General features: G+C 63.9%; 18 protein-coding genes and 1 pseudogene. 9 read left to right on the forward strand and 10 right to left on the reverse strand.

The features are described 5' to 3' along the window. Window positions 1-45: 45 nt before the first annotated feature. Window positions 46-2,346: a tetratricopeptide repeat protein gene (locus tag RB623_RS06240; RefSeq protein ID WP_308055909.1), complete on the reverse strand. Its 2,301-nt coding sequence runs from the start codon at window positions 2,344-2,346 to the stop codon at window positions 46-48. 192 nt (window positions 2,347-2,538) lie between these two features. Then, window positions 2,539-2,763 (reverse strand): annotated as a pseudogene (locus tag RB623_RS30345) (transcriptional regulator); the annotation flags it as partial. Window positions 2,764-2,889: 126 nt separating this feature from the next. Between RB623_RS30345 and RB623_RS06250 the strand changes: the two are divergent. From RB623_RS06250 to RB623_RS06260, 3 genes are all read left to right on the forward strand, one after another. After that, entirely contained in the window at window positions 2,890-3,102 is a 213-nt protein-coding gene (locus tag RB623_RS06250; RefSeq protein ID WP_308055911.1) for a hypothetical protein, read from the forward strand. Window positions 3,103-3,523: 421 nt separating this feature from the next. Further along, on the forward strand, window positions 3,524-4,423 hold the full coding sequence (locus RB623_RS06255) for a hypothetical protein (RefSeq protein ID WP_308055912.1): 900 nt from the start codon (window positions 3,524-3,526) through the stop codon (window positions 4,421-4,423). A 434-nt stretch (window positions 4,424-4,857) separates the two neighbouring features. Beyond that, window positions 4,858-5,328: an Hsp20 family protein gene (locus tag RB623_RS06260; RefSeq protein WP_308055913.1), complete on the forward strand. Its 471-nt coding sequence runs from the start codon at window positions 4,858-4,860 to the stop codon at window positions 5,326-5,328. A gap of 59 nt (window positions 5,329-5,387) precedes the next feature. Here the strand turns inward: RB623_RS06260 and RB623_RS06265 are convergent, their stop codons facing one another. Continuing rightward, on the reverse strand, window positions 5,388-6,437 hold the full coding sequence (locus tag RB623_RS06265; protein WP_308056197.1) for a low specificity L-threonine aldolase: 1,050 nt from the start codon (window positions 6,435-6,437) through the stop codon (window positions 5,388-5,390). 459 nt (window positions 6,438-6,896) lie between these two features. Between RB623_RS06265 and gltB the strand changes: the two genes are divergently transcribed. From gltB to RB623_RS06285, 4 genes are all read left to right on the forward strand, one after another. Continuing rightward, window positions 6,897-11,600 (forward strand): glutamate synthase large subunit, encoded by a 4,704-nt coding sequence (gltB, locus tag RB623_RS06270; RefSeq protein WP_308055914.1) that lies wholly within the window; start codon window positions 6,897-6,899, stop codon window positions 11,598-11,600. A gap of 60 nt (window positions 11,601-11,660) precedes the next feature. Continuing rightward, window positions 11,661-11,927: an AbrB/MazE/SpoVT family DNA-binding domain-containing protein gene (locus RB623_RS06275; protein WP_308055915.1), complete on the forward strand. Its 267-nt coding sequence runs from the start codon at window positions 11,661-11,663 to the stop codon at window positions 11,925-11,927. After that, entirely contained in the window at window positions 11,924-12,325 is a 402-nt protein-coding gene (locus RB623_RS06280) for a type II toxin-antitoxin system VapC family toxin (RefSeq protein WP_308055916.1), read from the forward strand. The genes RB623_RS06275 and RB623_RS06280 overlap by 4 nt, the downstream gene beginning before the upstream one ends. A gap of 62 nt (window positions 12,326-12,387) precedes the next feature. Further along, the gene (locus RB623_RS06285) at window positions 12,388-13,842 is read left to right on the forward strand and encodes a glutamate synthase subunit beta (RefSeq protein ID WP_308055917.1); all 1,455 of its coding nucleotides are present in this window, start codon (window positions 12,388-12,390) and stop codon (window positions 13,840-13,842) included. A 20-nt stretch (window positions 13,843-13,862) separates the two neighbouring features. On the opposite strand, the gene RB623_RS06290 is transcribed toward RB623_RS06285, so the two are convergent. Further along, a complete protein-coding gene (locus RB623_RS06290; protein ID WP_308055918.1) occupies window positions 13,863-15,077 on the reverse strand; it encodes a DUF459 domain-containing protein in 1,215 nt (404 codons plus the stop codon). 33 nt (window positions 15,078-15,110) lie between these two features. Next, entirely contained in the window at window positions 15,111-16,334 is a 1,224-nt protein-coding gene (locus tag RB623_RS06295; RefSeq protein ID WP_308055919.1) for a lytic murein transglycosylase, read from the reverse strand. Window positions 16,335-16,545: 211 nt separating this feature from the next. Between RB623_RS06295 and galU the strand changes: the two genes are divergently transcribed. Further along, on the forward strand, window positions 16,546-17,451 hold the full coding sequence (gene galU / locus RB623_RS06300) for a UTP--glucose-1-phosphate uridylyltransferase GalU (protein WP_308055920.1): 906 nt from the start codon (window positions 16,546-16,548) through the stop codon (window positions 17,449-17,451). A 16-nt stretch (window positions 17,452-17,467) separates the two neighbouring features. On the opposite strand, the gene RB623_RS06305 is transcribed toward galU, so the two are convergent. Further along, complete coding sequence (locus RB623_RS06305; RefSeq protein ID WP_308055921.1) at window positions 17,468-19,438, reverse strand: outer membrane beta-barrel protein; 1,971 nt, start codon at window positions 19,436-19,438, stop codon at window positions 17,468-17,470. Between RB623_RS06305 and RB623_RS06310 the strand changes: the two genes are divergently transcribed. Then, complete coding sequence (locus tag RB623_RS06310) at window positions 19,326-20,324, forward strand: KpsF/GutQ family sugar-phosphate isomerase (protein ID WP_308055922.1); 999 nt, start codon at window positions 19,326-19,328, stop codon at window positions 20,322-20,324. The genes RB623_RS06305 and RB623_RS06310 overlap by 113 nt on opposite strands. 11 nt (window positions 20,325-20,335) lie before the next feature. On the opposite strand, the gene RB623_RS06315 is transcribed toward RB623_RS06310, so the two are convergent. The 4 genes from RB623_RS06315 to hemH form a co-directional block, all read right to left on the reverse strand. Further along, a complete protein-coding gene (locus RB623_RS06315; RefSeq protein WP_308055923.1) occupies window positions 20,336-20,794 on the reverse strand; it encodes an NfeD family protein in 459 nt (152 codons plus the stop codon). A 12-nt stretch (window positions 20,795-20,806) separates the two neighbouring features. After that, the gene (locus RB623_RS06320; protein ID WP_308055924.1) at window positions 20,807-21,760 is read right to left on the reverse strand and encodes an SPFH domain-containing protein; all 954 of its coding nucleotides are present in this window, start codon (window positions 21,758-21,760) and stop codon (window positions 20,807-20,809) included. A gap of 118 nt (window positions 21,761-21,878) precedes the next feature. Beyond that, the gene (locus RB623_RS06325; protein WP_308055925.1) at window positions 21,879-23,090 is read right to left on the reverse strand and encodes an FAD-dependent oxidoreductase; all 1,212 of its coding nucleotides are present in this window, start codon (window positions 23,088-23,090) and stop codon (window positions 21,879-21,881) included. 76 nt (window positions 23,091-23,166) lie between these two features. Continuing rightward, window positions 23,167-24,228 (reverse strand): ferrochelatase, encoded by a 1,062-nt coding sequence (gene hemH / locus RB623_RS06330; protein WP_308055926.1) that lies wholly within the window; start codon window positions 24,226-24,228, stop codon window positions 23,167-23,169. Window positions 24,229-24,256 lie beyond the last annotated feature (28 nt).

Genomic DNA, 24,256 nt, shown 5'->3' on the forward strand with positions numbered 1-24,256 from the left:
GCGGCCTGGACAGCCTGCCGGGCGGCGGCCGCGGTCTTCGGATGCTTACCCTGCGTGATCAAGGCGCCGGAGGATCGCGCGATAACGGCTGCACACGCCGGGATCTGCATAGTAGTCCACTTCCGCATCAACGATCTCGTCAAGGCTGAGTGCGGGATACTGTGCCTTGACTTTTGCCAGGGTGTCTTGCGCCTGGCTGATCTCGCCCAGTTCGCAATGGCAGACGACAAGACGAACGAGCGACCACCGCGGTACAACGGCCATTTTCGCGTAGCAGGCAGTTGCCTCGCGATATCGTCCAGCCGTCGTCAGCAGGATGCCGCGAAAGTCTTCATACCATCCCACGGCGTATGGGTCGCGGCGCTGGGCTTCGTTAATTTCAGCGAGCCCTTCCTCCGGCCTGTCCGTGTAATTGAGGAAAAGGGCACGGATGCTGAGAATGAAGGGGTCGTTCGGGTTCAGGGCAACCGCACGGTCGAGACTGATTTCAGCCTGCCTGAATTGGCGCAGGTACAAGAGAGCAAAGCCGGTCGCGAGATGGCCGTACACCTCGTCGGGGTCGAGCTCCAACGCGGTTTTTGCCATCTCCAGTGCGGAATGCAAGGGGCCGGGTTCATAGAAGATCCAGAAGAACTTGAGGGTCTCGACAACGCCGAGCATGGCGTGGGCAGCAGCAAACCGCGGATCGAGTTTTATCGCCTGGCGCAGAAACGGTTCCGCGTCGTGCGCGGCGTCATAGACGGCTGCCAGTTGCAGCGCCCGCAGGTAGAACTCGTAGGCCGACATGTTGTCGGTCGGCCGGGCCCTGGCGCGCGACGCGATCGCGGTTCTGGCCTGCCGGGCCAGGCGGGCTGCGATCATCCGGGTGATCTCGTCCTGGATCGCGAAAATGTCGTCGAGTTCCCGGTCGTAATGTTCGCCCCAGATATGCGCCGTCGAGGACGCATCGGTCAGTTGCACGCTGATGCGCACCCGGTTGCCGATCTTGCGCACGCTGCCTTCCACGACGTACTGGACGCCGAGTTTTCCCGCCACTTCGGCCAGGTCATGCGCCTTGCGAAACTGGAAGGAGGAGTTCCGCGCAATGACCAGGAACTCCTTGTACTTGCCGATCTCGGCGATGATGTCTTCGGTAATCCCGTCGCTGAAATAGTCCTGCTCCGGGTCGCCGCTCATGTTGTCGAAGGGAAGTATGGCGATGGAGGGTTTTTCGTCATGCGGGGCGGTCCGCTCCGGCAGGCCTGCCTTCCGGAGATTCCGCCGCAAATGTTCGAGGTAACCCGCATCGCCGTAAGGCGCGAGTTTCGCGTCGGTCCATTTCTCCAGCGTCGCGCCGCGGTCGAGTTCGAGCGCGCGATGAACTGATTTCCGAGCCTGCTGCTGGTTCCCGGCGGCGGCGAAGCTGGCGGCCTGATAGATACGTGTGAGGGCGCTCTCCAGCGAACGCAGGCCGGCAAAGGTGGCGATTGCCTTGTCATATTGGCGGGCGTCGAAATAGATCTGGCCCAGTTGGGAAGTGTACCATTCAAAGTGATACGGATTGAGGCGCATGGCCTTCAGTGCGTGCTCGATGCCCTCTTCCGCCCTGCCCGCATAGCTCAGGCAAAGCCCGTAATCGGTCATCGCCTCGGCGTCGTTGGGATTGCATTCGAGGGCCCTGCGGAAGGCCTCGAGCGCCACGCCATGATTCAATGTATACAAATGATAGTTGGCGAAAGCCCAATAGGACGAGGAATCGCCATCGTCGCAGGCAATTGCCTTCATCGCCCATTGGCGGGCCAGTTCCATCGAGGCGTCATAGTCGTCGGCCCAGCCGCAATAGGCTTCGACCAGGTGGCTCAACGCCATTTTGCTATAGGCCTTGGCGAGGCCGGGATCGCATTCGATTGCCCTGGCCAGATGCTCCCTGGCAGTGATCTCTCCTTCCTTGGTGAAACGGCAGGTATCGATGGCGCGCAGGAGATGGTCGAGGGCGGCGAAACTCTCGAGTCTGGCGGGCTTGTTTCGGTCACGCCAGGCCTTGCCGAGCCTGCCGCCATAGCCCGACGCAAGCGTGCCGATGATCGTTCCGGTGATTTCGTCCTGGACCGCGAAGATGTCCGTCAGGTACCGGTCATAGGTCTCGGTCCAAAGCTGCCGGTTGTCGGCTCCGTCGACAAGTTGGACCGAGACGCGGATGCGATCCCCGGCTTTCTGGACGCTTCCCTCCAGAATATAGCGAACCGAGAGTTCACGCGCCGCCTCGGCCGATGTCACCGGCCGGTTCCGGTAGGCCAGCGTCGACAACAGGTCGATGACGAACAACTCGTGAAAGCGCCCGAGGCTGGCGACGATGTTGAGCGCCAATCCTTCGCAAAAAATGTCCTGCGCCGCATCGCCGCTCAGATTGGCGAAGGGCAGGACGGCGATGGACGGTTTGGTTGGCGGCGAAGCCACATCTGCAACAGGCGCGGCCGCGACTGGCCTCGGTCCCACATATTTGTAGCCCCGGCCGTGCACGGTCATGATCATGCCGCCATCGAGCGCCTTGCGCAGCGTCGAAACGTGGACCTGGAGGGTGTTCTCCTCCACCACCAGGCCGGGCCAGACCGCATCGAAAAGTTCGGTCTTGCCGATCACCTCGTCCGGCTTATCCAGCAGCAAGGCAAGGATGTCGAAGGATCGCGCCGAAAGGTCCACCGGCCCCTTTGGCCCCAGCAGCCGCCGGTCGGCGCGCTTCAGGCGATAGCTGCCAAACTCCAGGTCCATTTGCCCAGAATCCATCCCTCGCAGGCACGATAACCCAAGACGGCTCGGAAGGCGAACTTCAGGGCTGTTCAGGACTCTTCAGGTCCGAGCCAAGGACCTGAATGGGAAGCGGTGTCATCCTCACCGTCACTGGAGGACATCATGACCGACATCTCCGCCGACGCCCCGATCACCGTCCGCCGCTCGGACCTGCAGCAACCAAGCATACCGATGCTCAGAATCGGAGCGTCGCTCGCCGCAATATCCGCCTTGCTCGGCGATGCATTGAAAATGGCCTACGTGGACCCCTACACCAGTCACCGGCCCCACATCGCCCCGGACGACGGGCTCGAAGGCCGGGATCCCGAATGGTGAGATGCTTCGCTCGCAGCGCTCGCGACTCACGGTCTGCCACCGCGCTGGCCCGAACCGCGGGCCTCGGCCACCTCCTTCGGACCCACAAGGGGAGGGGCGGCGCTGACCTTACTGCCAATCGCCAGCGCTGACGATTGGCGGCAAGGTCGATGCCCGCGTTATCTCCCCCCTTGCGGGGGAGAATGGATTTTCACGATCTTAGCCGAGCGGCCGAAGCCCGAAGGGCGAGGCGAAAAGCGAGGCTAAGTCGTAGAAAATCCAAGAGAGGGACATTGATCGCTTGAAGACGGGGGCGAACTTTCCCCTTCGCCTTGGGTGACCGCTGTCAGCATCTGTCAGGATTATTTTCCCAAGACTTATCCCCCTCCCTCCCGACTGGAGCGATAATCTCCGTTGCCTGTGCTGAAAGGAGGCGGCGGCGATGGAGAGAGGTCCGGCGATCGACAAGAACTGGGAGGCGCTGAAGCGCTTGCTGGCCATGCTTGTCGGCATGGCCGAACTGGGTCTTGGTGGGCTGGGTGCTGGGGGACAGTTTACTTTCTTTCGGCAGGAAGGCCGCAGCAGTCCAGACGTCGCGCAAGCCGAAAAAAGTAAACTGTCCCCGGCACTTAACGCGGCACTCTCCCTGCCGCGCCATCTCTACCGCGCCATCCTCAAACTGCTGCGTCCGGCCGAATCCGCGGCGCGGCGCCTGATCATCGCGGCGGCGCGTGGGATCGTCGTGACCCTGCCGCCGTTTCGCCAGCGAAAACCGAAGCCCGCGATCCGGCGGGGGCCGCGCGCTTTCATGCCGGTCGGCCCGAAGAAGCGTCCAAAACCCGCCTTGCGCGCATCGAGCCTGTCGCTGCTCGATCCGCTGAAAAATCCGCTCCGCGTCCGCCGCCGCTATGTACCCGCGCACGCCTTGCCGCGCATCAGGTCGCTCGCTGACGACTCGCCATATCGCCCCTTGCCTGCCTCGCCATCGCCCGACGATCCGATCAATGCATCGCGGCTGGTTTTGCGGCTGGAAGCACTGGCCGCAGCACTCGACGATCTGCCCGGCCAGGCACGACGTTTTGCCCGTTGGAGGGCGCGCCACGACGCAGCACTTGCGCGGGATAGGGAAGCCCGCACCGCGGTCGCGCAAAACCAGCAACCCCGCGAGGCGGTCCGCTTCCGGCGCATCTCGCCGCTGCGGCGCGGGCGTCCGCCCGGCGGGCGGCTGTCGCGCTACGACCCCACCGCCATCCATCCGCGCAACGTTCGCGAGGTCGACGAAATTTTGGCGCACGCCCATGCGCTGGCCGTCTACGCGCTGGAAACTCCCGATACGTCGTGACGGCGTCCTTGTCGGACGACACAAGCGAAGGAACGACGGCCAGCGCGGATTTTTCCGCGGACTGGCGAGAAACACGCGCGTCTGCGAAATGCGGTAAGCAATGGGAGCGGGCCGGAAGCCGCTTTCCGCGAACCTCCGGCCCTTTGCGATCCGGGCGGAAGGGACGTTACGCCCGGTTCGGCTCGTCGGCGTTGCGCCGAGACGCACCGCTTTCCGATGCAGGCGCAATCTAGCGTGGCCTGCCTGAACAACGGCCGAAGGCGCGGTTCATTCCCGGTTCATGAATCTCGCGGCGAAATGCCTTGAAACGCCGTTTTTGCCTCCCCAAATGAACGGTGCGGCCGCCAGAACGGGGCCGCTGATCGCCGCGAAGGGCCAAACGGGCTTCGCACGGATCAAACGCCAAACTTGTTGCTCGACAGGAGAACAGACACATGCGTCACGTTGATTTTTCCCCCCTCTATCGCTCGACCGTCGGTTTCGACCGGCTCTTCACCATGCTGGACTCGCTCGGCCAGCCCGAGAGCGCCTCGCCCAGCTACCCGCCCTACAACATCGAGCGGACCGGTGAGGATTCCTACCGTATCTCCATGGCGGTCGCCGGCTTCTCCGACAGCGAGATCGACATCCAGTCGCACCGCAACGTGCTCAGCGTGAAGGGCGAGCGCAAGGAAGAGGGCAATGGCGAAGGCAGCGAAGTGATCTATCGCGGCATTGCCGCCCGCTCGTTCGAGCGACGCTTCCAGCTTGCCGACCACGTCGAGGTCACGGGTGCCGTCCTCAAGAACGGCCTTCTGCACATCGAGCTGAAGCGCAACGTTCCCGAGGAGCTGAAGCCGCGCAAGATCGCGATCACCAACACCTCGGCGAAAGCCAAGCAGATCGAGGCGAATGCCGTCAACTAAGACCGGCATCGCATCCTCCCGCGAGCGGCGCCTTCGGGCGCCGCTTTGCGTTTGCGGCTTCAGGAAATCAACGCGGCGAAACGGCCGACATCGTCGTGTGTGGTGGCGAAGCTGGTGACCAGCCGGCACAAGGTTTCGTCCGGGGCGATCGGATCGGCGAAGTTTTGCGGCGGGCGCCAGTCGTAGAAGGAGGCGCCGGCGGCCAACGCGCTCGCCATCGTCTCCTTTTTCATGATCGAAAACACTTCGTTGGCCTGCGGCTCCCAGGCAAGCCGCGCATTCGTGGAGTTCCGGAACACATCCGCCAGCCGAGCAGCCATCGCATTGGCGTGCGCGGCCGTCTCAAGCCAAAGTCCGCCGGCGAAATAGGCGTCGAACTGCGCGGCGATGAACCGCGATTTCGAGAAGAGCTGAGCCGCCCGCTTGCGGATGAACGACAACTCTTCAGCCTTCGATCTATCGAACAGCACCACCGCCTCGGCGCACCAGCAGCCGTTCTTGGTGCCGCCGAAGGAAAGAATATCGACGCCGCGCTTCCAGGTCATCTCGGCCGGCGTGGTGTTCAGCGAGACCAGCGCGTTGGCGAAGCGGGCGCCGTCCATGTGCAGCGGCAGGCCGTATTTCTTGGCGACGGCCGACAGCGCCGAAATGTCGTCCAGCGAATAGACGGTTCCAACCTCGGTCGCCTGGGTCATGGTGACGGCGATCGGCCGGCCGGAATGCACGACGTGCGGCACGAAGCGGCCGATGGCGCGGTCGAGGTTTTCCGTGGTCATCCGGCCCGTCGGCCCGTCCACCGCGAACAGCCGCGAGCCGCCGGAAAAATACTCCGGCGCGCCGCACTCGTCGTCCATCACATGCGCCTCGCGGTGGCAGAACGAAATGCCGCCCGGCCGGTTGAACAGGGTCAGCGACAGCGAATTCGCCGCCGTGCCTGTGCCGACGAAGAACACTTCGACCTCGCGCTCGAAGATCTCGTTGAATTTTTCGGCCACCTGTTTGTCCAGAACGCCGTTGCCGTAGGCGGCGTCGTAGCCGGCTGCATGGCGCGCGAGGTTTTCGGCCACCTTGGGATGGGCGCCGGCCCAGTTGTCGGAAGAGAAGTGCATGAAGGGGTCCATCGGGCTTGTCGGGCGGAAGCGGCGACAAGACCGGATCTGACGGTCGGCATCAAGAGCCAGCAAGGCTTATCGCACCGCCAGAACCCTCGGCGGCTGCGACCGGAAGTTGCGTGAGCGGCAAGCCTTGCGACAGATTATTTCGTGTCTCGCCCCGATTGTTTTCGATTCGGTCTTGTGTGGTTCCGTGATTTCTGCCATAACAAATTTAGGACAGCAGTGCTGTCTTATTTATCCGCGCAGTGGCCGCCGGATCGAGCGTTGAAAACGCCTCGTTTCCGGCCAGTTCTGTGAGATGCGTCCGCATGCCGGATTGACAGAGGTCTGGCCTACGGATGCTATCCAGAGCCGGCCGCCAGCGGTGAATTTCGAGACGAACGCCCGTACCTGCCTTCGCGGTGCCCTCCGGCGGCGCGGCAGGCAGGGAGCCGGAACGAACGGAGGCTGACCATGACGGACATGACATCTTCGACGCGCGCGCTTGTTGCTGCCGCTACGACGAATGCGGCCGCCGTCAAACGCGCCACCGAAAACGGCCTCTACGATCCGCGCAACGAGCACGACGCCTGCGGCGTCGGCTTCATCGCGCAGATGAAGGGCGTGAAGTCACACCAGATCGTCAAGGACGGGCTGTTCATGCTCGAGAACCTGACGCATCGCGGCGCCGTTGGAGCTGATCCGCTGATGGGTGATGGCGCCGGCGTGCTGGTGCAGATTCCCGACCGCTTCTTCCGCGAGGAGATGGCCAGGCAGGGGATAGAGCTGCCGCCGCCCGGACAGTATGGCGTCGGCCACTGGTTCATGCCGCAGGACGCGGCGATGCGCGAGCATATCAACGAGATCATCCGTGAGGCGGCGCAGTCGGAAGGCCTGCCGCTGATCGGTTTTCGCGACGTGCCGGTCGACAATGCGTCGCTTTCGAAGGCGCCCGACATTGCGGCGGCCGAGCCGTTCCACCGGCAAGTGTTCATCGGCCGCACGCCCGACATCGACAATGACGAGGAGTACGAGGCGCGGCTCTATCTGCTGCGCAAGGTGATTTCCGGCCGCATCTATGCCGAGAACAACAACAGGGACATCGGCGCCTATTGCGTGTCGCTGTCGGCGCGCACCATCGTCTACAAGGGCATGTTCCTGGCCTACCAGGTCGGCGCCTATTACAAGGACCTGAAGGACCCGCGCTTCGAGACGGCGCTGATCCTCGTCCACCAGCGTTTCTCGACCAACACGTTCCCGTCGTGGAAGCTGGCGCACCCTTATCGCATGGTTGCCCACAACGGTGAGATCAACACCGTGCGCGGCAACAACAACTGGATGGCGGCGCGCCAGGCGTCGGTCGACAGCGAACTGTTCGGCAACAACATCTCAAAGCTGTGGCCGATTTCCTATGAAGGGCAGTCGGACACCGCCTGCTTCGACAATGCGCTCGAGTTCCTGTTCCAGGGTGGCTACACGCTGGCGCATGCGATGATGATGCTGATCCCGGAAGCCTGGGCCGGCAACAAGTCGATGCCGGCCGACCGCAAGGCTTTCTACGAGTACCATGCCGCGCTGATGGAGCCGTGGGACGGGCCGGCGGCGGTTGCCTTCACCGATGGCCGCCAGATCGGGGCGACGCTCGACCGCAACGGGCTGCGGCCGGCGCGCTACATGGTGACCGACGACGACCGGGTGATCCTGGCGTCCGAGGCCGGCGCGTTGCCGGTGGAGGAGAAGCATATCGTCCAGAAGTGGCGCCTGCAGCCGGGCAAGATGCTGCTGATCGACCTCGCCAGGGGACGCATCATCTCCGACGACGAGATCAAGGCGGAGATCGCCGGCAGGCATCCTTACAAGGAATGGCTGGGGCGCACCCAGTTGATCCTAGAGGAGTTGAAGCCGGTCGAGCCGCGCGCGCTGCGCAAGGACGTGACACTGCTCGATCGCCAGCAGGCATTCGGCTACACCCAGGAGGACACCAAGCTGCTGATGTCGCCGATGGCGACGACCGGTCAGGAAGCGGTGGGCTCGATGGGCACCGACACGCCGATCTCGGCGATGTCGGACAAGTCGAAGATGCTCTACACCTACTTCAAGCAGAACTTCGCGCAGGTCACCAACCCGCCGATCGATCCGATCCGCGAGGAACTGGTGATGAGCCTGGTGTCGTTCATCGGGCCGCGGCCGAACATTCTTGATCTGGTCGGCACATCGCGCCGCAAGCGGCTGGAGGTTCGCCAACCGATCCTGACCAATGGCGATTTGGAGAAAATCCGTTCGATCGGGCACACCGAAGACAGTTTCGACACCAAGACGATCGACGTCACCTATGCCGCCTCGGAAGGCGCAACCGGCATGCGCGGCGCGATCGAACGGCTGTGCGAGCGCGCCGAGGCGGCCGTCGCCGGGCGCTACAACATCATCGTGCTCTCCGACCGGCAGGTCGGGCCGGACCGCATCGCCATTCCGGCACTGCTGGCGACAGCCGCTGTCCACCATCACCTGGTGCGCAAGGGACTGCGCACCTCCGTCGGCCTCGTCGTCGAGTCCGGCGAGCCGCGCGAGGTGCATCATTTCTGCTGCCTTGCCGGCTATGGCGCCGAGGCGATCAATCCGTATCTCGCCTTCGATACCCTGCTCGACATGCACAAGCGCGGCGAGATGCCGAAGGAGGTCGATCCCTACGAGATCGTCTCGCGCTACATCAAGTCGATCGGCAAGGGCATCCTGAAGGTCATGTCCAAGATGGGCATCTCGACCTACCAGTCCTATTGCGGCGCGCAGATCTTCGACGCGATCGGGCTGAAGAGCGATTTCGTCGAGCAATATTTCACCGGCACGGCCTCGCTGATCGAGGGCGTCGGGCTGGACGAGGTCGCGGCCGAGACGGTCAGCCGCCATGCCGACGCCTTCGGCGACGATCCGGTGCTGCGCACTGCGCTCGAAGTCGGCGGTGAATACCTGTTCCGCATGCGCGGCGAGGCGCATGTCTGGTCGCCTGACGCCGTGGCATCGCTGCAGCATGCCGTGCGCCAAGGTTCGTGGGAGACCTTCAAGGAATTCTCCGCGCAGATCGACAGCGAGGCGGCACGGGCGAAGTCGATCCGCGGCCTGTTCAAGATCAGGCTGGCGGAGGGGTCGGGCCGCAAGAAGGTACCGCTCGACGACGTCATGCCGGCGGCCGACATCGTCAGGCGCTTTTCCACCGGTGCGATGTCCTTCGGCTCGATTTCGCGGGAGGCGCATTCGACGCTGGCGCGCGCCATGAACAGGATCGGCGGCAAGTCGAACACCGGCGAAGGCGGCGAGGAGCCGGACCGCTACCTGCCGCTGCCAGGCGGCGGGGCCAACCCCGAACGCTCGGCCATCAAGCAGGTCGCGTCGGGCCGCTTCGGCGTGACGGCGGAGTATCTTGTCAACTCCGACATGATGCAGATCAAGGTCGCGCAGGGCGCCAAGCCCGGCGAAGGCGGGCAGTTGCCCGGCCATAAGGTCGACGCCACCATCGCCAAGACCCGGCATTCGACGCCGGGCGTCGGCCTGATCTCGCCGCCGCCGCACCACGACATCTATTCGATCGAGGATCTGGCGCAACTGATCTTCGACCTGAAGAACGTCAACCCTGCGGCCGACGTGTCGGTCAAGCTGGTTTCGGAAGTCGGCGTCGGCACGGTCGCGGCCGGCGTCGCCAAGGCGCGCGCCGATCACATCACCATCGCCGGCTATGACGGCGGCACCGGCGCCTCGCCACTGACGTCGCTGAAGCACGCCGGCTCGCCGTGGGAGATGGGGCTTGCCGAGACGCACCAGACGCTGGTGCTGAACGGACTGCGTTCGCGCGTGGCGCTGCAGGTCGACGGCGGCCTACGCACCGGTCGCGACGTGATCATCGGTGCGCTGCTCGGCGCCGACGAGTTCGGCTTCTCGACGGCGCCGCTGATCGCCGCCGGCTGCATCATGATGCGCAAGTGCCATCTCAACACCTGCCCGGTCGGCGTGGCGACGCAGGACCCGGTGCTGCGCAAGCGCTTCAAGGGCACGCCGGAGCACGTCATCAACTATTTCTTCTACGTCGCGGAAGAGGTGCGCGAACTGCTTGCCGAAATGGGCTTCACCCATCTCGACCAGATCGTCGGCGCTTCCGACCTCCTGGAGAAGCGGGACGTCATCGATCATTGGAAGTCCAGGGGGCTCGATTTCAGCCGCATGTTCTTCAAGCCGGACGCGCCGGCGGAGGCCACGCACTGGACCGAGCGCCAGAAGCATCCGATCGACGACGTGCTCGACCGCAAGCTGATCGAGCTTGCCCGTCCCGCTTTGGAGAGCAAGATCCCGGTGAAGATCGAGATGCCGATCCGCAACGTCGACCGCTCGGCGGGCGCCATGCTGGCCGGCGAAGTCGCCAAGCGTTTCCGCCACAAGGGGCTGAAGGATGATACGATCTCGGTGAAGCTTACAGGTACGGCGGGCCAGTCGTTCGGCGCGTTCCTGGCTCGCGGCATATCGATCGAACTCGTTGGCGACGGCAACGACTATGTCGGCAAGGGCCTGTCGGGCGGGCGCATCGTCATCCGGCCGCCGGAGGACGCCCGTATCGTCGCAGAAGACTCCATCATCGTCGGCAACACCGTGCTCTACGGCGCTATCGAGGGCGAATGCTACTTCCGCGGCGTCGCTGGCGAGCGTTTCGCCGTGCGCAACTCGGGCGCCGCCGCGGTTGTCGAAGGCGTCGGCGACCATGGCTGCGAATACATGACCGGCGGCGTGGTCGTGGTGATCGGCAAGACCGGCCGCAACTTCGCGGCGGGCATGTCGGGCGGCGTCGCCTATGTGCTCGACGAGGAGGGCGACTTCGCCAACCGCTGCAACATGGCGATGGTCGAACTGGAGCCCGTTCCCGAAGAAGACGACATGCTGGAGAAGCTGCACCATCATGGTGGCGACATCGCCCACAAGGGCCGGGTCGACGTGTCGGGCGACATGACCAAGCACGACGAGGAACGGCTGGTGCAACTGATCTCGAACCATGCGCACTACACCGGCTCGACCCGCGCCAAGACGATCCTGGAAGACTGGGCGACCTACCGGCCGAAATTCCGGAAGGTCATGCCGGTCGAGTATCGCCGCGCCCTGATCGAGATGGAGCGTATGCGGATGAGCTTGGCGGCGGAGTGATTTCCTGAAACCAAGCATCCGTGATATGACGCGTCATATCACGGATGCAGGAGGCTAAACATGGAAGCTGCCAGAGAAAAGGAAGCCAGCGTCTTTCGCAACGGCCGCAGCCAAGCGGTTCGCATTCCTAAGGAGTTTGAGTTCGACACCGAGAAGGTACTGATCTCTCGGGACGAGGATGGGACGGTGCATCTTCGGCCGAAACCCCTGAAGAAGTCATTGGTTGACGTGTTGGATTGGCTTGCACAGCAACCACCGTTTGACGAGAAAATGCCAGAAATAGAAGATTTTCCTCCAGAACCAATCGATCTGGACGACAAGGGATGAGGTATCTCCTTGACACGAACATCATCTCGGATGTCATCGATCAGCCAACTGGGCTAGCGGCGGCGAGGATCAGGCAGGAGGTGCGCCGCGCGGCCATCGTGACAAGCATCCTTGTTGTGTCGGAACTGCGCTATGGCTACACCAAGATTTCGTCAAAACGGCTCAAGGCGGCGTACGAAATATTCTTCGAGAATATCGCCATTGAAAGTTGGGAGACGCCGTTCGACTACGTCTATGCAGACATGAGAAGCGCACTTGAGGAGAAGGGCAGGCCGATCGGGGCGATGGATATGCTCATCGCTGCGCACGCTCTTGCGACCGATGCGACGGTCGTCACGGCAAATGTCAGGCATTTTTCACAAGTGCCGAATTTGAAGATCGAAAACTGGAAGAACTGAGATCTGATGCATGCGGTTCGCAAGCCGACGCACACGATGATTGAACTGGGTATTTGAATTTCATGGGCAAGGTAACTGGTTTTCTCGAGATCGACCGGCAGGTGCATAAGTACCAGCCGGCTTCCGACCGCATCCGGCATTTCAAGGAATTCACGCTGCCGATGTCGGACAAGGAGGTCGAGAAACAGGCCGCGCGCTGCATGGATTGCGGCGTGCCGTTCTGCCATGGCCCGACCGGCTGCCCGATCCACAACCAGATCCCGGACTGGAACGACCTCGTCTACAATGGCGATTGGGAGAACGCGATCCGCAACCTCCATTCGACCAACAATTTCCCGGAGTTCACCGGGCGCATCTGCCCGGCGCCGTGCGAGGAGGCATGCACCCTCAATCTCGAGGACATCCCCGTCGCCATCAAGACGGTCGAGCAGGCGCTGGCCGACAAGGCCTACGAACTCGGCATGGTCCGGCCGCAGCCCCCCGAGAAGAAGAACGGCAAGAGCGTTGCCGTGATCGGCTCCGGTCCAGCCGGCATGGCCGCCGCCCAGCAGCTTGCCCGCGTCGGACACGATGTCCATCTCTACGAGCGCGAGTCGAAGCCGGGTGGGCTGATGCGCTTCGGCATTCCGGACTTCAAGATGGAAAAACACTTCATCGACCGTCGCGTCGAGCAGATGCAGGGCGAAGGGGTCACCTTCCATTGCGGCGTCAATGTCGGCGTCGACAAGACAGTCGACGAACTGCTGGCAAGCCACGATGCCGTGCTCTATTGCGGCGGCTCCGAAACACCGCGCCCCGCCGGCATTCCGGGCGCCGAGTTCGAAGGCGTGCACGACGCGATGCCGTATCTGGTGCAGCAGAACAAGCGCGTCGGCCACGAGGACATTGATTCGGTCGCATGGCCGTCGGCGCCGATCCTCGCGGGCGGCAAGCACGTCGTGGTCGTCGGCGGTGGCGACACCGCGTCCGACTGTGTGGGCACCGCGTTCCGCCAAGGGGCGGTCAGGGTGACGCAGCTCGACATCCGCCCGCAGCCGCCCGAGAAGGAGAACAAGCTCGCCGTGTGGCCCTATTGGGCGACCAAGATGCGTACGTCCTCCTCGCAGGCCGAGGGCGCCGAGCGCGAGTTCCAGGTTGCGACACTGGAGTTCATCGGCGAGGACGGCGCGCTGACCGGCGTAAAATGTTGCGAGGTGGACAAGAAGCGGCGGCCGATCGCCGGCTCGGAATTCGTCATTCGTGCCGACCTCGCCTTCATCGCCATCGGCTTCGCCGGCCCGTTCGCGCACGGCGTGCTGAAGGAACTCGACGGACGGCTGCAGGTGATCAAGGACACGCGACGCTCCACCAACATCGCCGCCAACGACAAGGACTACCGCACCAGCGTCGACAGGCTCTACGCCGCCGGCGACGTGCGGCGGGGTCAGTCATTGGTCGTCTGGGCCATCCGCGAGGGCCGGCAGGCGGCGCGCGCAATCGACGAAGCTCTGATGGGTTCGTCGGTGCTGCCGCGCTGAAAAGGACGCGGAAGATACCGTCAGTCGGCGGCGCCGACGCCTTGTTTAGCGCTCGCTGGATCTGGCGTCGCCGGCGGCGAGGAGGCGGGAGCTGTTGCGGCCAACGGCGGCCACGAAAAATCGTCTGCCCGGCCGATCACCCTTGCGGGCGCCGTGGCGGTCGTCGACACGGAGCCGGTGGACGGGCGTGCAGGAGATTGCACGATTGCCGCCCCCAAAAGCTCGCCGCCGCCATCCAGCGCAGGATCGTCGAGGGCTATCGGCAGAGTGCGGTCCGTCTGGGCCGGCCGATCCGGCTTGGCGGATGCCACGGGCACGCCGGCGCCGCCCGGGGATGCGCCGCCTGTTCCGAGCCGCTGCTTGAGCATTTTCTCCACGTAGAAGGCAAGCTTCCGTTTGCCCGCCGCCGTCAGGTTGACGCCGTCGCCACTGCGCAGACGCACGGTCTGGCCGGTTATGTCCGCGCCGGTCGTCGAGAAGGCTCCGTTCTCGTCCACGAAACCTTCCCACACGTCGACGAATTCGGCGCCGACATCGGCCGCCACGCGGCGGTAGATCTCGTTGAGCGCCAGCATGTCGGACGAGGATCGCGGCGACTTGAACGGCGGCGCGCCGACCCAGATCAGCGGCACGCCGCTTCCGGAAAGCGCGCTGGCGAAGCTGGCTGCGCGGGCGGAATATTCCCGCGTCCAGGCATCCGACCGCAATGTCGCGCTGGTCTGGCCGATGCGCATCGGCTGGCGGTCATTGGCGCCGATCATCACGATCGCCACGGCTGGCTTCTCGGCCTCGACGACGGCCGATATCTCGCCCGGCCAGTCGAAATGATCCTCGCGCACGAAACCTGACGAGCCGTTGGAACGATCGGCGATTCGTATCCCCGATTCGGCCGCGAACAGCATGTCGAGGCCTTCGGCGAGGCCGGACCCGATGAAATCTCCGACCACGAGCACGGTTCTGGCGTCCGGCTGCTTGGGAAGGATCGCTACTTCGGGTCGCTCGTCGCGCGGCTCGGCGGATTTCCGCTGCGCAGGGCTCTTCTTACGCGGCCGCGGCGTGGCGGCTGGAGGCGATGGGTCCCGCGGCAGGAGCCGCTGCGGCTTGCGAGGCGCAAACAGGTCACGCAGCGACCAGGGCCGCGAACTCTCTTGGGCGAAGGCGACCGCCGACACCCCGGCGACGGTCAGGGAAACGGCTGCGAGCAAGACCGGCAGCAAATGCCGGCCTGACGTCAAGCGTCGCCTGCCCCGCACAAATCCTCCATACTCCTAGTTCTGCCGCAAGGTCTTCAGCACCTCAAGGCTGGGATGGCCGTCGGCTTCCATGCCGGCCTTCAACTGGAACGCCTTGATGGCCGAACGGGAACCCTCGCCGATCTTGCCGTCCGCCTTGCCGTCATAATAGCCGTGCGCCATCAGGCGCTGCTGCAACTCCTGCTTCTCGGCGAAGCTCAGCTTGGTGAAGGGCCGCTTCCAGTCCTGCGCGAGGTCGCCATAGCCGGCGATCTGGTCCGCCAGAAGGCCGACGGCAAGCGCATATTTGTCGGCGTTGTTGTAGCGTTTGAGCACGTAAAAATTCTTCGTCATCAGGAAGGCCGGGCCGCCGCGCCCGTCTGGCACCTTGAGTTCCGCCTTGTCGCCGCCGTTGCGGAACGCCTTCCCGCTCGGCCTCTCGACGCCGAGAGCAGCCCATTTCGATAGCGACATCGAGCCCTTGGGGAATTTCGTGCCTGCCGGGAGCGCGACCTCGTATCCCCAGGTCTTGCCGGCCTGCCAGCCGTTCTTCTTGAGCAGATTGGCGGCGGTAGCCAGCGCATCGGGAACCGAATTCCAGATGTCGCGGTGGCCGTTGCCGTCCATGTCGACGGCGTAGGCCTGGTAGGAGGTCGGGATGAACTGCGTGTGGCCCATCGCGCCGGCCCAGGAGCCGGTGAGATGGCTTTCGTCGATGTCCCCGGACTGCAGGATTTTCAGCGCAGCGATCAACTGGGTGCGCGCGAATTTCGCCCGCCGCTTGTCGGCGTAGGCAAGTGTCGCCAGCGAACGCACCACGTTGCGCATCACCTTGTCGTTCTTGAGAATCTCGCCGTAGTTCGATTCCATCGACCAGATGGCGAGCACGATGTTGCGGTCGACGCCGTAGCGCGCCTCGATCTTGTCGAGCCAGGGTTTCCATTTCTTTGCCATGGCGCGGCCCACGGCCACCGACTGTTCGTGCACCCGGTTGTCGAAATAGTCCCACACCGGAGCGGTGAACTCCGGCTGGAAGCGCGCCTTCTCGATCACCTCGGGATCGGCGGCTCTTATGCCGCGAAACGCACGGTCGTAGGTCGCGCCGGTAACGCCGCTCTGAATGGCGGTGGCGCGGAAGCCCGCGACCCAGCGTTCAAAGCCGGCATCGGCAAAGGCCGGGCCGGACCAGGCGACGATTGCGATCGACAGGCCAGCAAATGCCGCGACGGCCAAGCGTCTTGCGGTGTTGCGAACGAGCATGTTTACCTCCAGTCCGATATACTGAAGACACATTCATCGCCAAAGGCGGTTAGCAATCCGTTTACCATGGAGCCGGCCGGAACCAAAATTCATGAAATCGATTGTTGGCAGCGTACCGCCCCGCCTTGTGCGGGAACTAATCTTCAATTCGGGCATGACAATGACTTTCGAGCTCATTGCGGCCACCAAGGGTGAACGGATATTCTAGGGTATGAAACGAGTCAGAAAAGCAGTCTTCCCCGTCGCCGGGCTTGGAACCCGCTTCCTTCCAGCCACCAAATCGATCCCGAAGGAGATGTTGACGGTCGTCGACCGGCCGGTCATCCAGTATGTGGTCGACGAGGCGCGTGAAGCCGGCATCGAGCACTTCATCTTCGTCACCGGCCGCAACAAGGGGGTCATCGAGGACCATTTCGACCTGCAGTTCGAACTCAACGAAACGCTTGCCCATCGCGGCAAGATCGAACAGCTCGACTACCTCAAGAAACTGCAGCCTGGACCGGGCCAGACCAGCTTTACCCGTCAGCAGGTGCCGCTCGGCCTCGGTCATGCCGTCTGGTGCGCGCGGGACATCGTCGGCGACGAGCCCTTCGCACTGCTGCTTCCCGACATGATCATGCAGTCGGAAAAGAGCTGCCTGAAGGACATGGTCGAGCTCTACGCCGAAACCGGCAGCAACATCATCGGTGTGCAGGAGTGCGACCCCGCGGAAGCGCACAAATACGGCATCGTCGGCCGAGGCAAGGACATCCACAACGGCTTCGAGATCACCCAGATGGTCGAGAAGCCCAGGCAGGGAACCGCGCCGTCGAACCTTTTCATCAACGGCCGCTACATTTTGCAGCCGGAGATATTCGAGGTGCTCGCCAGCCAGGAGCGTGGCGCCGGCAACGAGATCCAGCTCACCGACGCCATGCTGAAGCTGGAGAAGCGCCAGCCCTTCTTCGGCTATCACTATCGCGGCAGCACTTATGATTGCGGCTCTCCGGAGGGTTTTGTCGAAGCCAACATCGCTTTCGCACTCGGCCGTCCGGAGATGCGCAGCGGCGTGCTCGCCATGCTGGAGCGCCTGATCGCCGATCTCGACAGGGATCAGACGGTAAAGGCCGCCGAATAGGCGGCCCGGCGCCACGTCAGCGCTGCACCTTGAGCCCCAGGAACACGCTGTTGGCCTTGAAGTCGCGGCCCTCGATGTTGCTTTTCTGGCTTTCGTGGCGGAGCCGGCCGGTTATGCCGGCGTAGCGGTTCAGCCACCAGGTCGCGCCGAGTTCGGCGTTATAGAGAAGGTCGTGGCCGTCCTGTCCGGTATAGTCGCGGTAACCGATACCAAGTTCCGCGTTCGCTGTCAGATTGGCGCGCACCTGCCGCTCGATGCCGACTCGCACCACGTGCAGCAGCGATCCGCTCTCGTCCGCGGTCGTCGTGCCCTCCACGGTGGTGGCAGCCTCGATATCCACGGTCGTTTCCCGCTCCGGCGACCAGGTGAGCAGGGCGTTGAGGGTTGGCCCTTCGATAGGCTCAAGGCGATCGTCCTCGAATTGCTCGCGGATCCAGCCGCCGGATATTTCTCCGGTGAGTTTCTCGCTAAGGTCGAGTTCGACGCCTGCGCGGGCGCCGATACGGTCGGAGGACCTGCGGAAGCCGCTGGCGTCGACTTCCTCCTGGTAGAAGTTGTGGCCCGCCTCGATTTCGGCGAAGGGCGTGACGGCGGGTGATATTTCGTAGCCGCCGCGCAGCAAAACTGCCACCAGCGTCGAGTTGCGATCCTCTTGCGAGAGGACCGTGCCGTCCGAAAGGTCGGCATCGCCGTAAGCGTCATACTCCACCCGGCCGGTTATGCCGAAACGCGCCTTGCCGACGTCCTTCTCGAGACCGAGGCTCCCGGTGAAAGTCTGGTGGATCGGATCCTCGACGGTGTCGGCGATGATCACCGGCGAGGCCGCGGTCTCCGGCGCGCGCTCGTAGCCCAGGGTCGCGCGGGCGCGAAGCTCTTCGGTGATGTCGAGGTTCAGCGCGGCCAGTCCGCCTGCCCGGATTTCGCTGATCTCATAGCCGGAGAGCGTCTTTCGGAAGGTGCCGTAGGCATCCAGCGAGGCGGAATGCTGGGTCCAGTCCGAAATGGCGTTCAGCCGCAGCGTCGTTTGCGACAGTACCGCCTCTCTTCCCTCAACGCTGTAATCGGCATTCGAGGTGACAGTCACGCCCTGCTCGATGGTGGGACGCAGGATGAAGGTGCCGACCCGGATGCCCAGAGGGGCGTAAGGGTCTTCCTCCGGCTGCCGCGGATCGAGAGCCTCGATCGCTTCCGCGCGTTGTCCATCATCGGGAACGCCGATTCGCACTGCCGGCCCCACGGCTTCGGTCCGGACAGTGCCGGTCGTTTCTTGCCGGGGTATCTGGGCCGGCTCGCCGCTGCCCGCGGCGCGGGTGTTTTGACGTGGGGCCGCCGGCTGCTCCCGCCCTTCGCGTGCCGCCCTGCGTTCGCGCGCCGTCGTCGGCGGGCGGGCACTCGGGACCGGGACATCGCCGAAACCCGCCGAGTTCCCGTTGTCCTGGGGGAAAAGCGTGCCCGGCGGGTTGGCCGTGTCAGTCGGTTCGTCGGGAACCGCGCCCGGACTGACAGGCACATAGGCCGGCGCGGCCTGGGTTTCGGAGGAGGCCGGCGTGCCTCCCGTCGTCACCGGATCGGTGGCGTCGGCTTCGAGCCGCATGCCGCCGCGCAAGCCGCCCGCATCCTGTGCGAATGCAACCGGCGTGAACGCCAAGGCACTCGCCGACGCAAGCAGAAGGCAGACCGCCTTTGCGCGCAGGCTTTGGCTTGGCTGAAGGCGGACCCGCGGCATGAAATTCCAATGGTTCGGCGACGCCTGCGCGTCATGCTTACCGAACCGTAAATGGCGATGGTTAACGTTGGGTTGAGGATGTCCGGGCGGGTTTGTCGCCTTCTTTGGCGGTGGACAGCGCGGCGCCAAAGCGCTAAGCGCTTCACTCATGGCTCTCGCTTCCGTGAAGATTCGACCCGATCGCTCCTCCTCGATCGCGTCCGCACTGAGAACAGTTTCAATCGAGCAGGCAGGCATGGCCGCGCTGGTCGAGGCGCTCAACAACGGCCTGTCCGAACCCTTCGCCCATGCCGTCGAGCTGATCTCCGGTATTGGCGGACGCGTGATCATGACCGGCGTTGGCAAGAGCGGCCATATAGGCTCGAAGATCGCCGCTACGATGGCGTCGACCGGGACGCCTGCCTTCTTCGTGCATCCCGCCGAAGCCAATCACGGCGATCTCGGCATGATCGCCAGTGATGACGCCATCATCGCCATGTCATGGTCCGGTGAAACGACCGAACTCAAGGGCATCATCGCTTATTCCCGCCGCTTCGCGATCCCGCTGATCGCGATCACCTCCGGCGCAAAATCCGCGTTGGCGCGCGCGGCGGACGTCGTCATCTGCCTGCCGAAGACGCCGGAAGCCTGCCCGCACGGGCTGGCGCCGACAACCTCGACGCTGCAGCAACTGGTCATCGGCGACGCGCTGGCAATCGCGCTCCTGGAAATGCGCGGCTTCACGCCGGATCACTTCCGTACCTTCCATCCGGGCGGACAGCTCGGCGCCAGCCTGACCAAGATCAGCGACATCATGCACACCGGCGACGAGATACCGACGATCGAGGTCGGCGCCGGCATGAGGGAAGCCATCGTCGCAATATCGAGCAAACGATTCGGCTGCGTCGTCGTGGTCGACGCCGGGGGAGGTCTCGCCGGCATCATCACGGATGGCGATCTGCGCCGCAAGATCGGCGAGGACCTGCCGTCGAAGACGGTTGAGCAGGTGATGACGCGCAATCCCAAATGGATCGAGCCGGACGAACTGGCGGCGACAGCGATGCAGCGCATCCAGACGGCCTCGATCACCGGGCTGATCGTGTTGGAAAACAACAAGGTGGTCGGTTTCGTCCACCTCCACGATCTGCTCAAGATCGGCGTCGCCTGAGTAGGCGCCTGTTACGCGGCGACCACCACCAGTTCCAGATCGTTCACCGAGACGACCTTGACGCGCGCGCCGGCCGGCAGGTCAGGCCCGGAAACACGCCACATAGTGTCGCCGAGCTGGATGCGGCCATAACCCTCGCGGATCGGTTCGCTCAGCATCGCGGTGCGGCCGACGAGCTGCTCGCCGCGGCGGTTGAGCAAGGGCTGGTCGCTTTCGGTCTTGCGGCCGCCCATTAGCTTGTAGCCGGCGTAAGCGGCAACCAGCGACAGCGCGAGGAAGGCGACCACCTGCACCTGCCAGCCCCAGAAGGCGGCATCCCAAAGGGCAAGCGAGATCGCCCCGACGACCAGCGCGGCAAGGCCGATCCACAGCAGGTAGAAGCCGGGCGTAACGATCTCGATGGCCAGCAGCGCCAGCCCCAGCACCATCCAGTTCCACGGACCCAGCTCGCCGATCAGCCACTCGATCATCGGAAGCGCTCCTCAGTTCTGTTCCGGCGTGCGCGTCACCGGCGGACGGGACGGGGACCGCGGCGCGGGGCCGCCGCCGTCGGGATTGAACGCCTCGCGGGCGATCGCGCCTATGCCGCCGAGCGTGCCGATCAGCGACGACGCCTCCAATGGCATCAACACGACCTTGCTGTTGCCGGCCGAGGCGATCTTGGCCAGCGCCTCGGTGTATTTCTGGGCGACGAAGTAGTTGATCGCCTGCAGGTCGCCCTGGGCGATGGCTTCCGATACCACCTGCGTGGCGCGGGCCTCGGCTTCGGCCGCGCGCTCGCGCGCCTCGGCGTCGCGGAAGGCGGCTTCCTTGCGGCCTTCCGCTTCCAGCACCTGCGCCTGCTTCAGGCCCTCGGCTTCGAGGATCTGGGCGCGCTTGTTGCGCTCGGCCATCATCTGGCGGGCCATGGATTCGACGAGGTTCGCCGGCGGATTGATGTCCTTGATCTCGACCCGGGTGACCTTGATGCCCCAGACATGTGCCGCCTCGTCGACTATGCGCAGCAGGCGTTCGTTGATGGCGTCGCGGTTGGAAAGCAGTTCGTCGAGGTCCATGGAACCCATGACCGAGCGGATGTTGGTCATGGTGAGATTCAGGATGGCGTTCTGCAGGTTGGAGACCTGATAGGCGGCCTGGGCGGCATTCAGCACCTGGTAGAAGGCGACGCCGTCGACGGCGACGATGGCGTTGTCGCGGGTGATGACCTCCTGGGTGGGGACATCAAGCACCTGCTCCATCATGTTCAGCTTGGCGCCGATGCGGTCGATGAAGGGGATGATGAGATTGAGGCCGGGGGTCAGCGTCTTGGTGTAACGGCCAAAACGCTCGACCGTATAGTTGTAACCTTGCCCGACGGTCTTGATGCCCATGAAAAGGATGAGCAGGACCAGGATCACAAGAGCCGGGATGACGATGTCGAAGCCGGTAAAATTCATGCAATTCCCCTCCGATTGCCGACCTCGCAGCGGAGAATCCGCCCGGTCCCGCACGAATCACTTAAGTTCGGCGCGGCAACTATACAATCGGGTGATGGCGAAGCACTTGTGAAGGCCTTCAGCCAGGAAGGGCAAAAAGGTCCGTATCCGAATCCTCCCCGCCGGCAAGTGCCGTCGCGATCAGCTCGGAGGCGATCTGCGAGTAGGTGATGCCGTTGCCGCCATAACCCATGACAGCGAAGAGCCGCGGATTTCGCGGGACTCGGCCGATGAAGGGCAGGCCGGTGGAGGTCGTTCCGAAAGCTCCGGCCCAGGCGAATTCCGGCGTGAAATCCGCTTGTGGGAACAATTTCAGGAGCTTGTCCGAAATCCTCCGGGATTTTGCGCCGATCAGACTGTCGCGGCGGTCTTCGGACTGGAAATCCTCGTCCTCCCCGCCGCAAATGACGCGGCCGTCGGGTGTCGTGCGCGCGTACAAATAGGGGTCCGACGCTTCCCAAATCAGTGCCTTTTCCGGCCAGATCGAACGCGGCTGCGGACGCGTGGCGATGGCGTAGGTCGAGACGATCTGGTGGTGGGCCCTCGGCACCACGTCCATCAGTTCGTAGCCGGTTGCCAGAACGGCATGCTGAGCAAGGACAACGGGACCGCCCTCGGTGGCGACGCGGACGCGATCAACATCGGTTTCGATGGCCGTCGCCTCGGCTGGAGCGTAGAGCCTCGCGCCGTTCGCGCGCGCCCTGAGCAGCAGGCCGGCGGTGAGCTTGCGCGGATCGAGCGCCATGTTGCCGTGACTGAGCAGCGCCGAGCGGCCTTCGATGCCAAACCGTTCCTTCAGGGCGGCGGGTGGCAGATAGAGGCTGCGCAGGCCGGCGGCGGCGCGAGCGGCGCCTTCTTTGCGCATGTCGGAGGGCGAGAGGACGTCGCCGTCCAGATAGAGCGAGGGGCGGAGGACAAGGTTGCATCTTATGCCGAGGTCGGCGATGCGGGCATGGAGGTTCGCGACTGCGAGCTTTGACCGCCGGCAGCCGCGTTCGGCCTTTTCGCGGCCGATCCGGCGGGAGAGCAGCGAGAGCGGCATGTCGATCTCGTGTTGCACGAGCGCGGTGTTGGCCGCAGTCGATCCATGGCCGGGACCGCGCCGGTCGATCAGGACGACATCATGGCTGGCGGCGGACAGGGCTTCGGCGATCATCGCGCCGCTGATGCCCATGCCGATTACGACCACTTCGGTCTTGATGTCGCGAATGAGCCTGCGGACAGGAACGCGTGGCGCGCGGTAGGCGGACCAGACCGGACGTCCGGTGTGAAGGTCAAGCTGGCGTTGCATGAAACCCCGGTGGAAAGGTTGACCCGGTCTTAACGGACCAGTGCCAACAGCGTTCCGCGTGCAGTGGAAGGCAGACTCAGATCCAGCCGGACAGTTCGCGACGGATCATCGCCTGGATCACCGCCATGCCTTCGGGAGAATCGTTGAGGCAGGGGATATGGGAAAAGTTCTGACCGCCGGCATGGCGGAAAATCTCGGCGGCTTCGACCGCGATCTCCTCCAGCGTCTCGATGCAGTCGGCGGAGAATCCCGGATTGACGACGGCGATGGATCTTATTCCGTCGCGTGCCAGCTTCTCGACGGTCTTGTCGGTGTAGGGCTGCAGCCATTCCTGCGCGCCGAAACGCGACTGGAAGGTGGTGGTCAGCTTTTCCTCGCCCCATCCGAGTCTTTCGCGCAGCAACCTTGTGGTTTCGAGGCAGTGGCTGCGATACGGGTCGCCCTTGTCGGAATAGGGTTTCGGGATGCCGTGGTAGGAGGCGAGCACGATCTCCGGCTCGAACGGCAGAGTTTTCAGATGCTCCTCGATGGAGCGGGCGAGCGCGTCGATATAGACCGGCTCGGCATAATAGGGCGGGACGCTGCGCACCGCCGGAGCGTCGCGCATCTTCGCCAGCGCGGAAAACAGCTTATCGTTGGCGGTCGCCGTCGTCGTCGCCGAATATTGCGGATAGAGCGGGAAGGTGAGGATGCGGTCGCAGCCCTGCGCAGCCAGCCGTTCCGCGACGCTCCTGATCGACGGGCTGCCGTAACGCATCGCCCAGTCGACGACGATCCTGTCGTCGCCGGCAAAGCCGGCCGCCAGCCTTTCGCCCTGGGCGCGGGTAATGGTGCGCAGCGGCGATTCATTCTTCTCGCGGTTCCAGATCTTCGCGTAGTTGGCGCCGGATTTTCGCGGGCGGGTAGTCAGCACCGCGCCGTAGAGGATCGGGTACCAGATAAAGCGTGGCAGCTCGATGACGCGCGGATCGGACAGGAACTCGCGCAGGTAACGCCACATCGGCCAGAAATCGGTGCCGTCCGGGGTGCCGAGATTGACCAGCATCACGCCGATCTTCGGCTGGCTGGTGGGCGGCCAAGGACTGCTCGTCTCGCTGCTTGCTGCAGTCGCCTCGCGGGTGGTGGTGGCTGAAGTCATTCGGCTGTGCTCCCCGGCTTTACCTAAC

The sequence above is a fragment of the Mesorhizobium sp. LHD-90 genome (assembly GCF_030929505.1).
Lineage (GTDB): Bacteria > Pseudomonadota > Alphaproteobacteria > Rhizobiales > Rhizobiaceae > Kumtagia.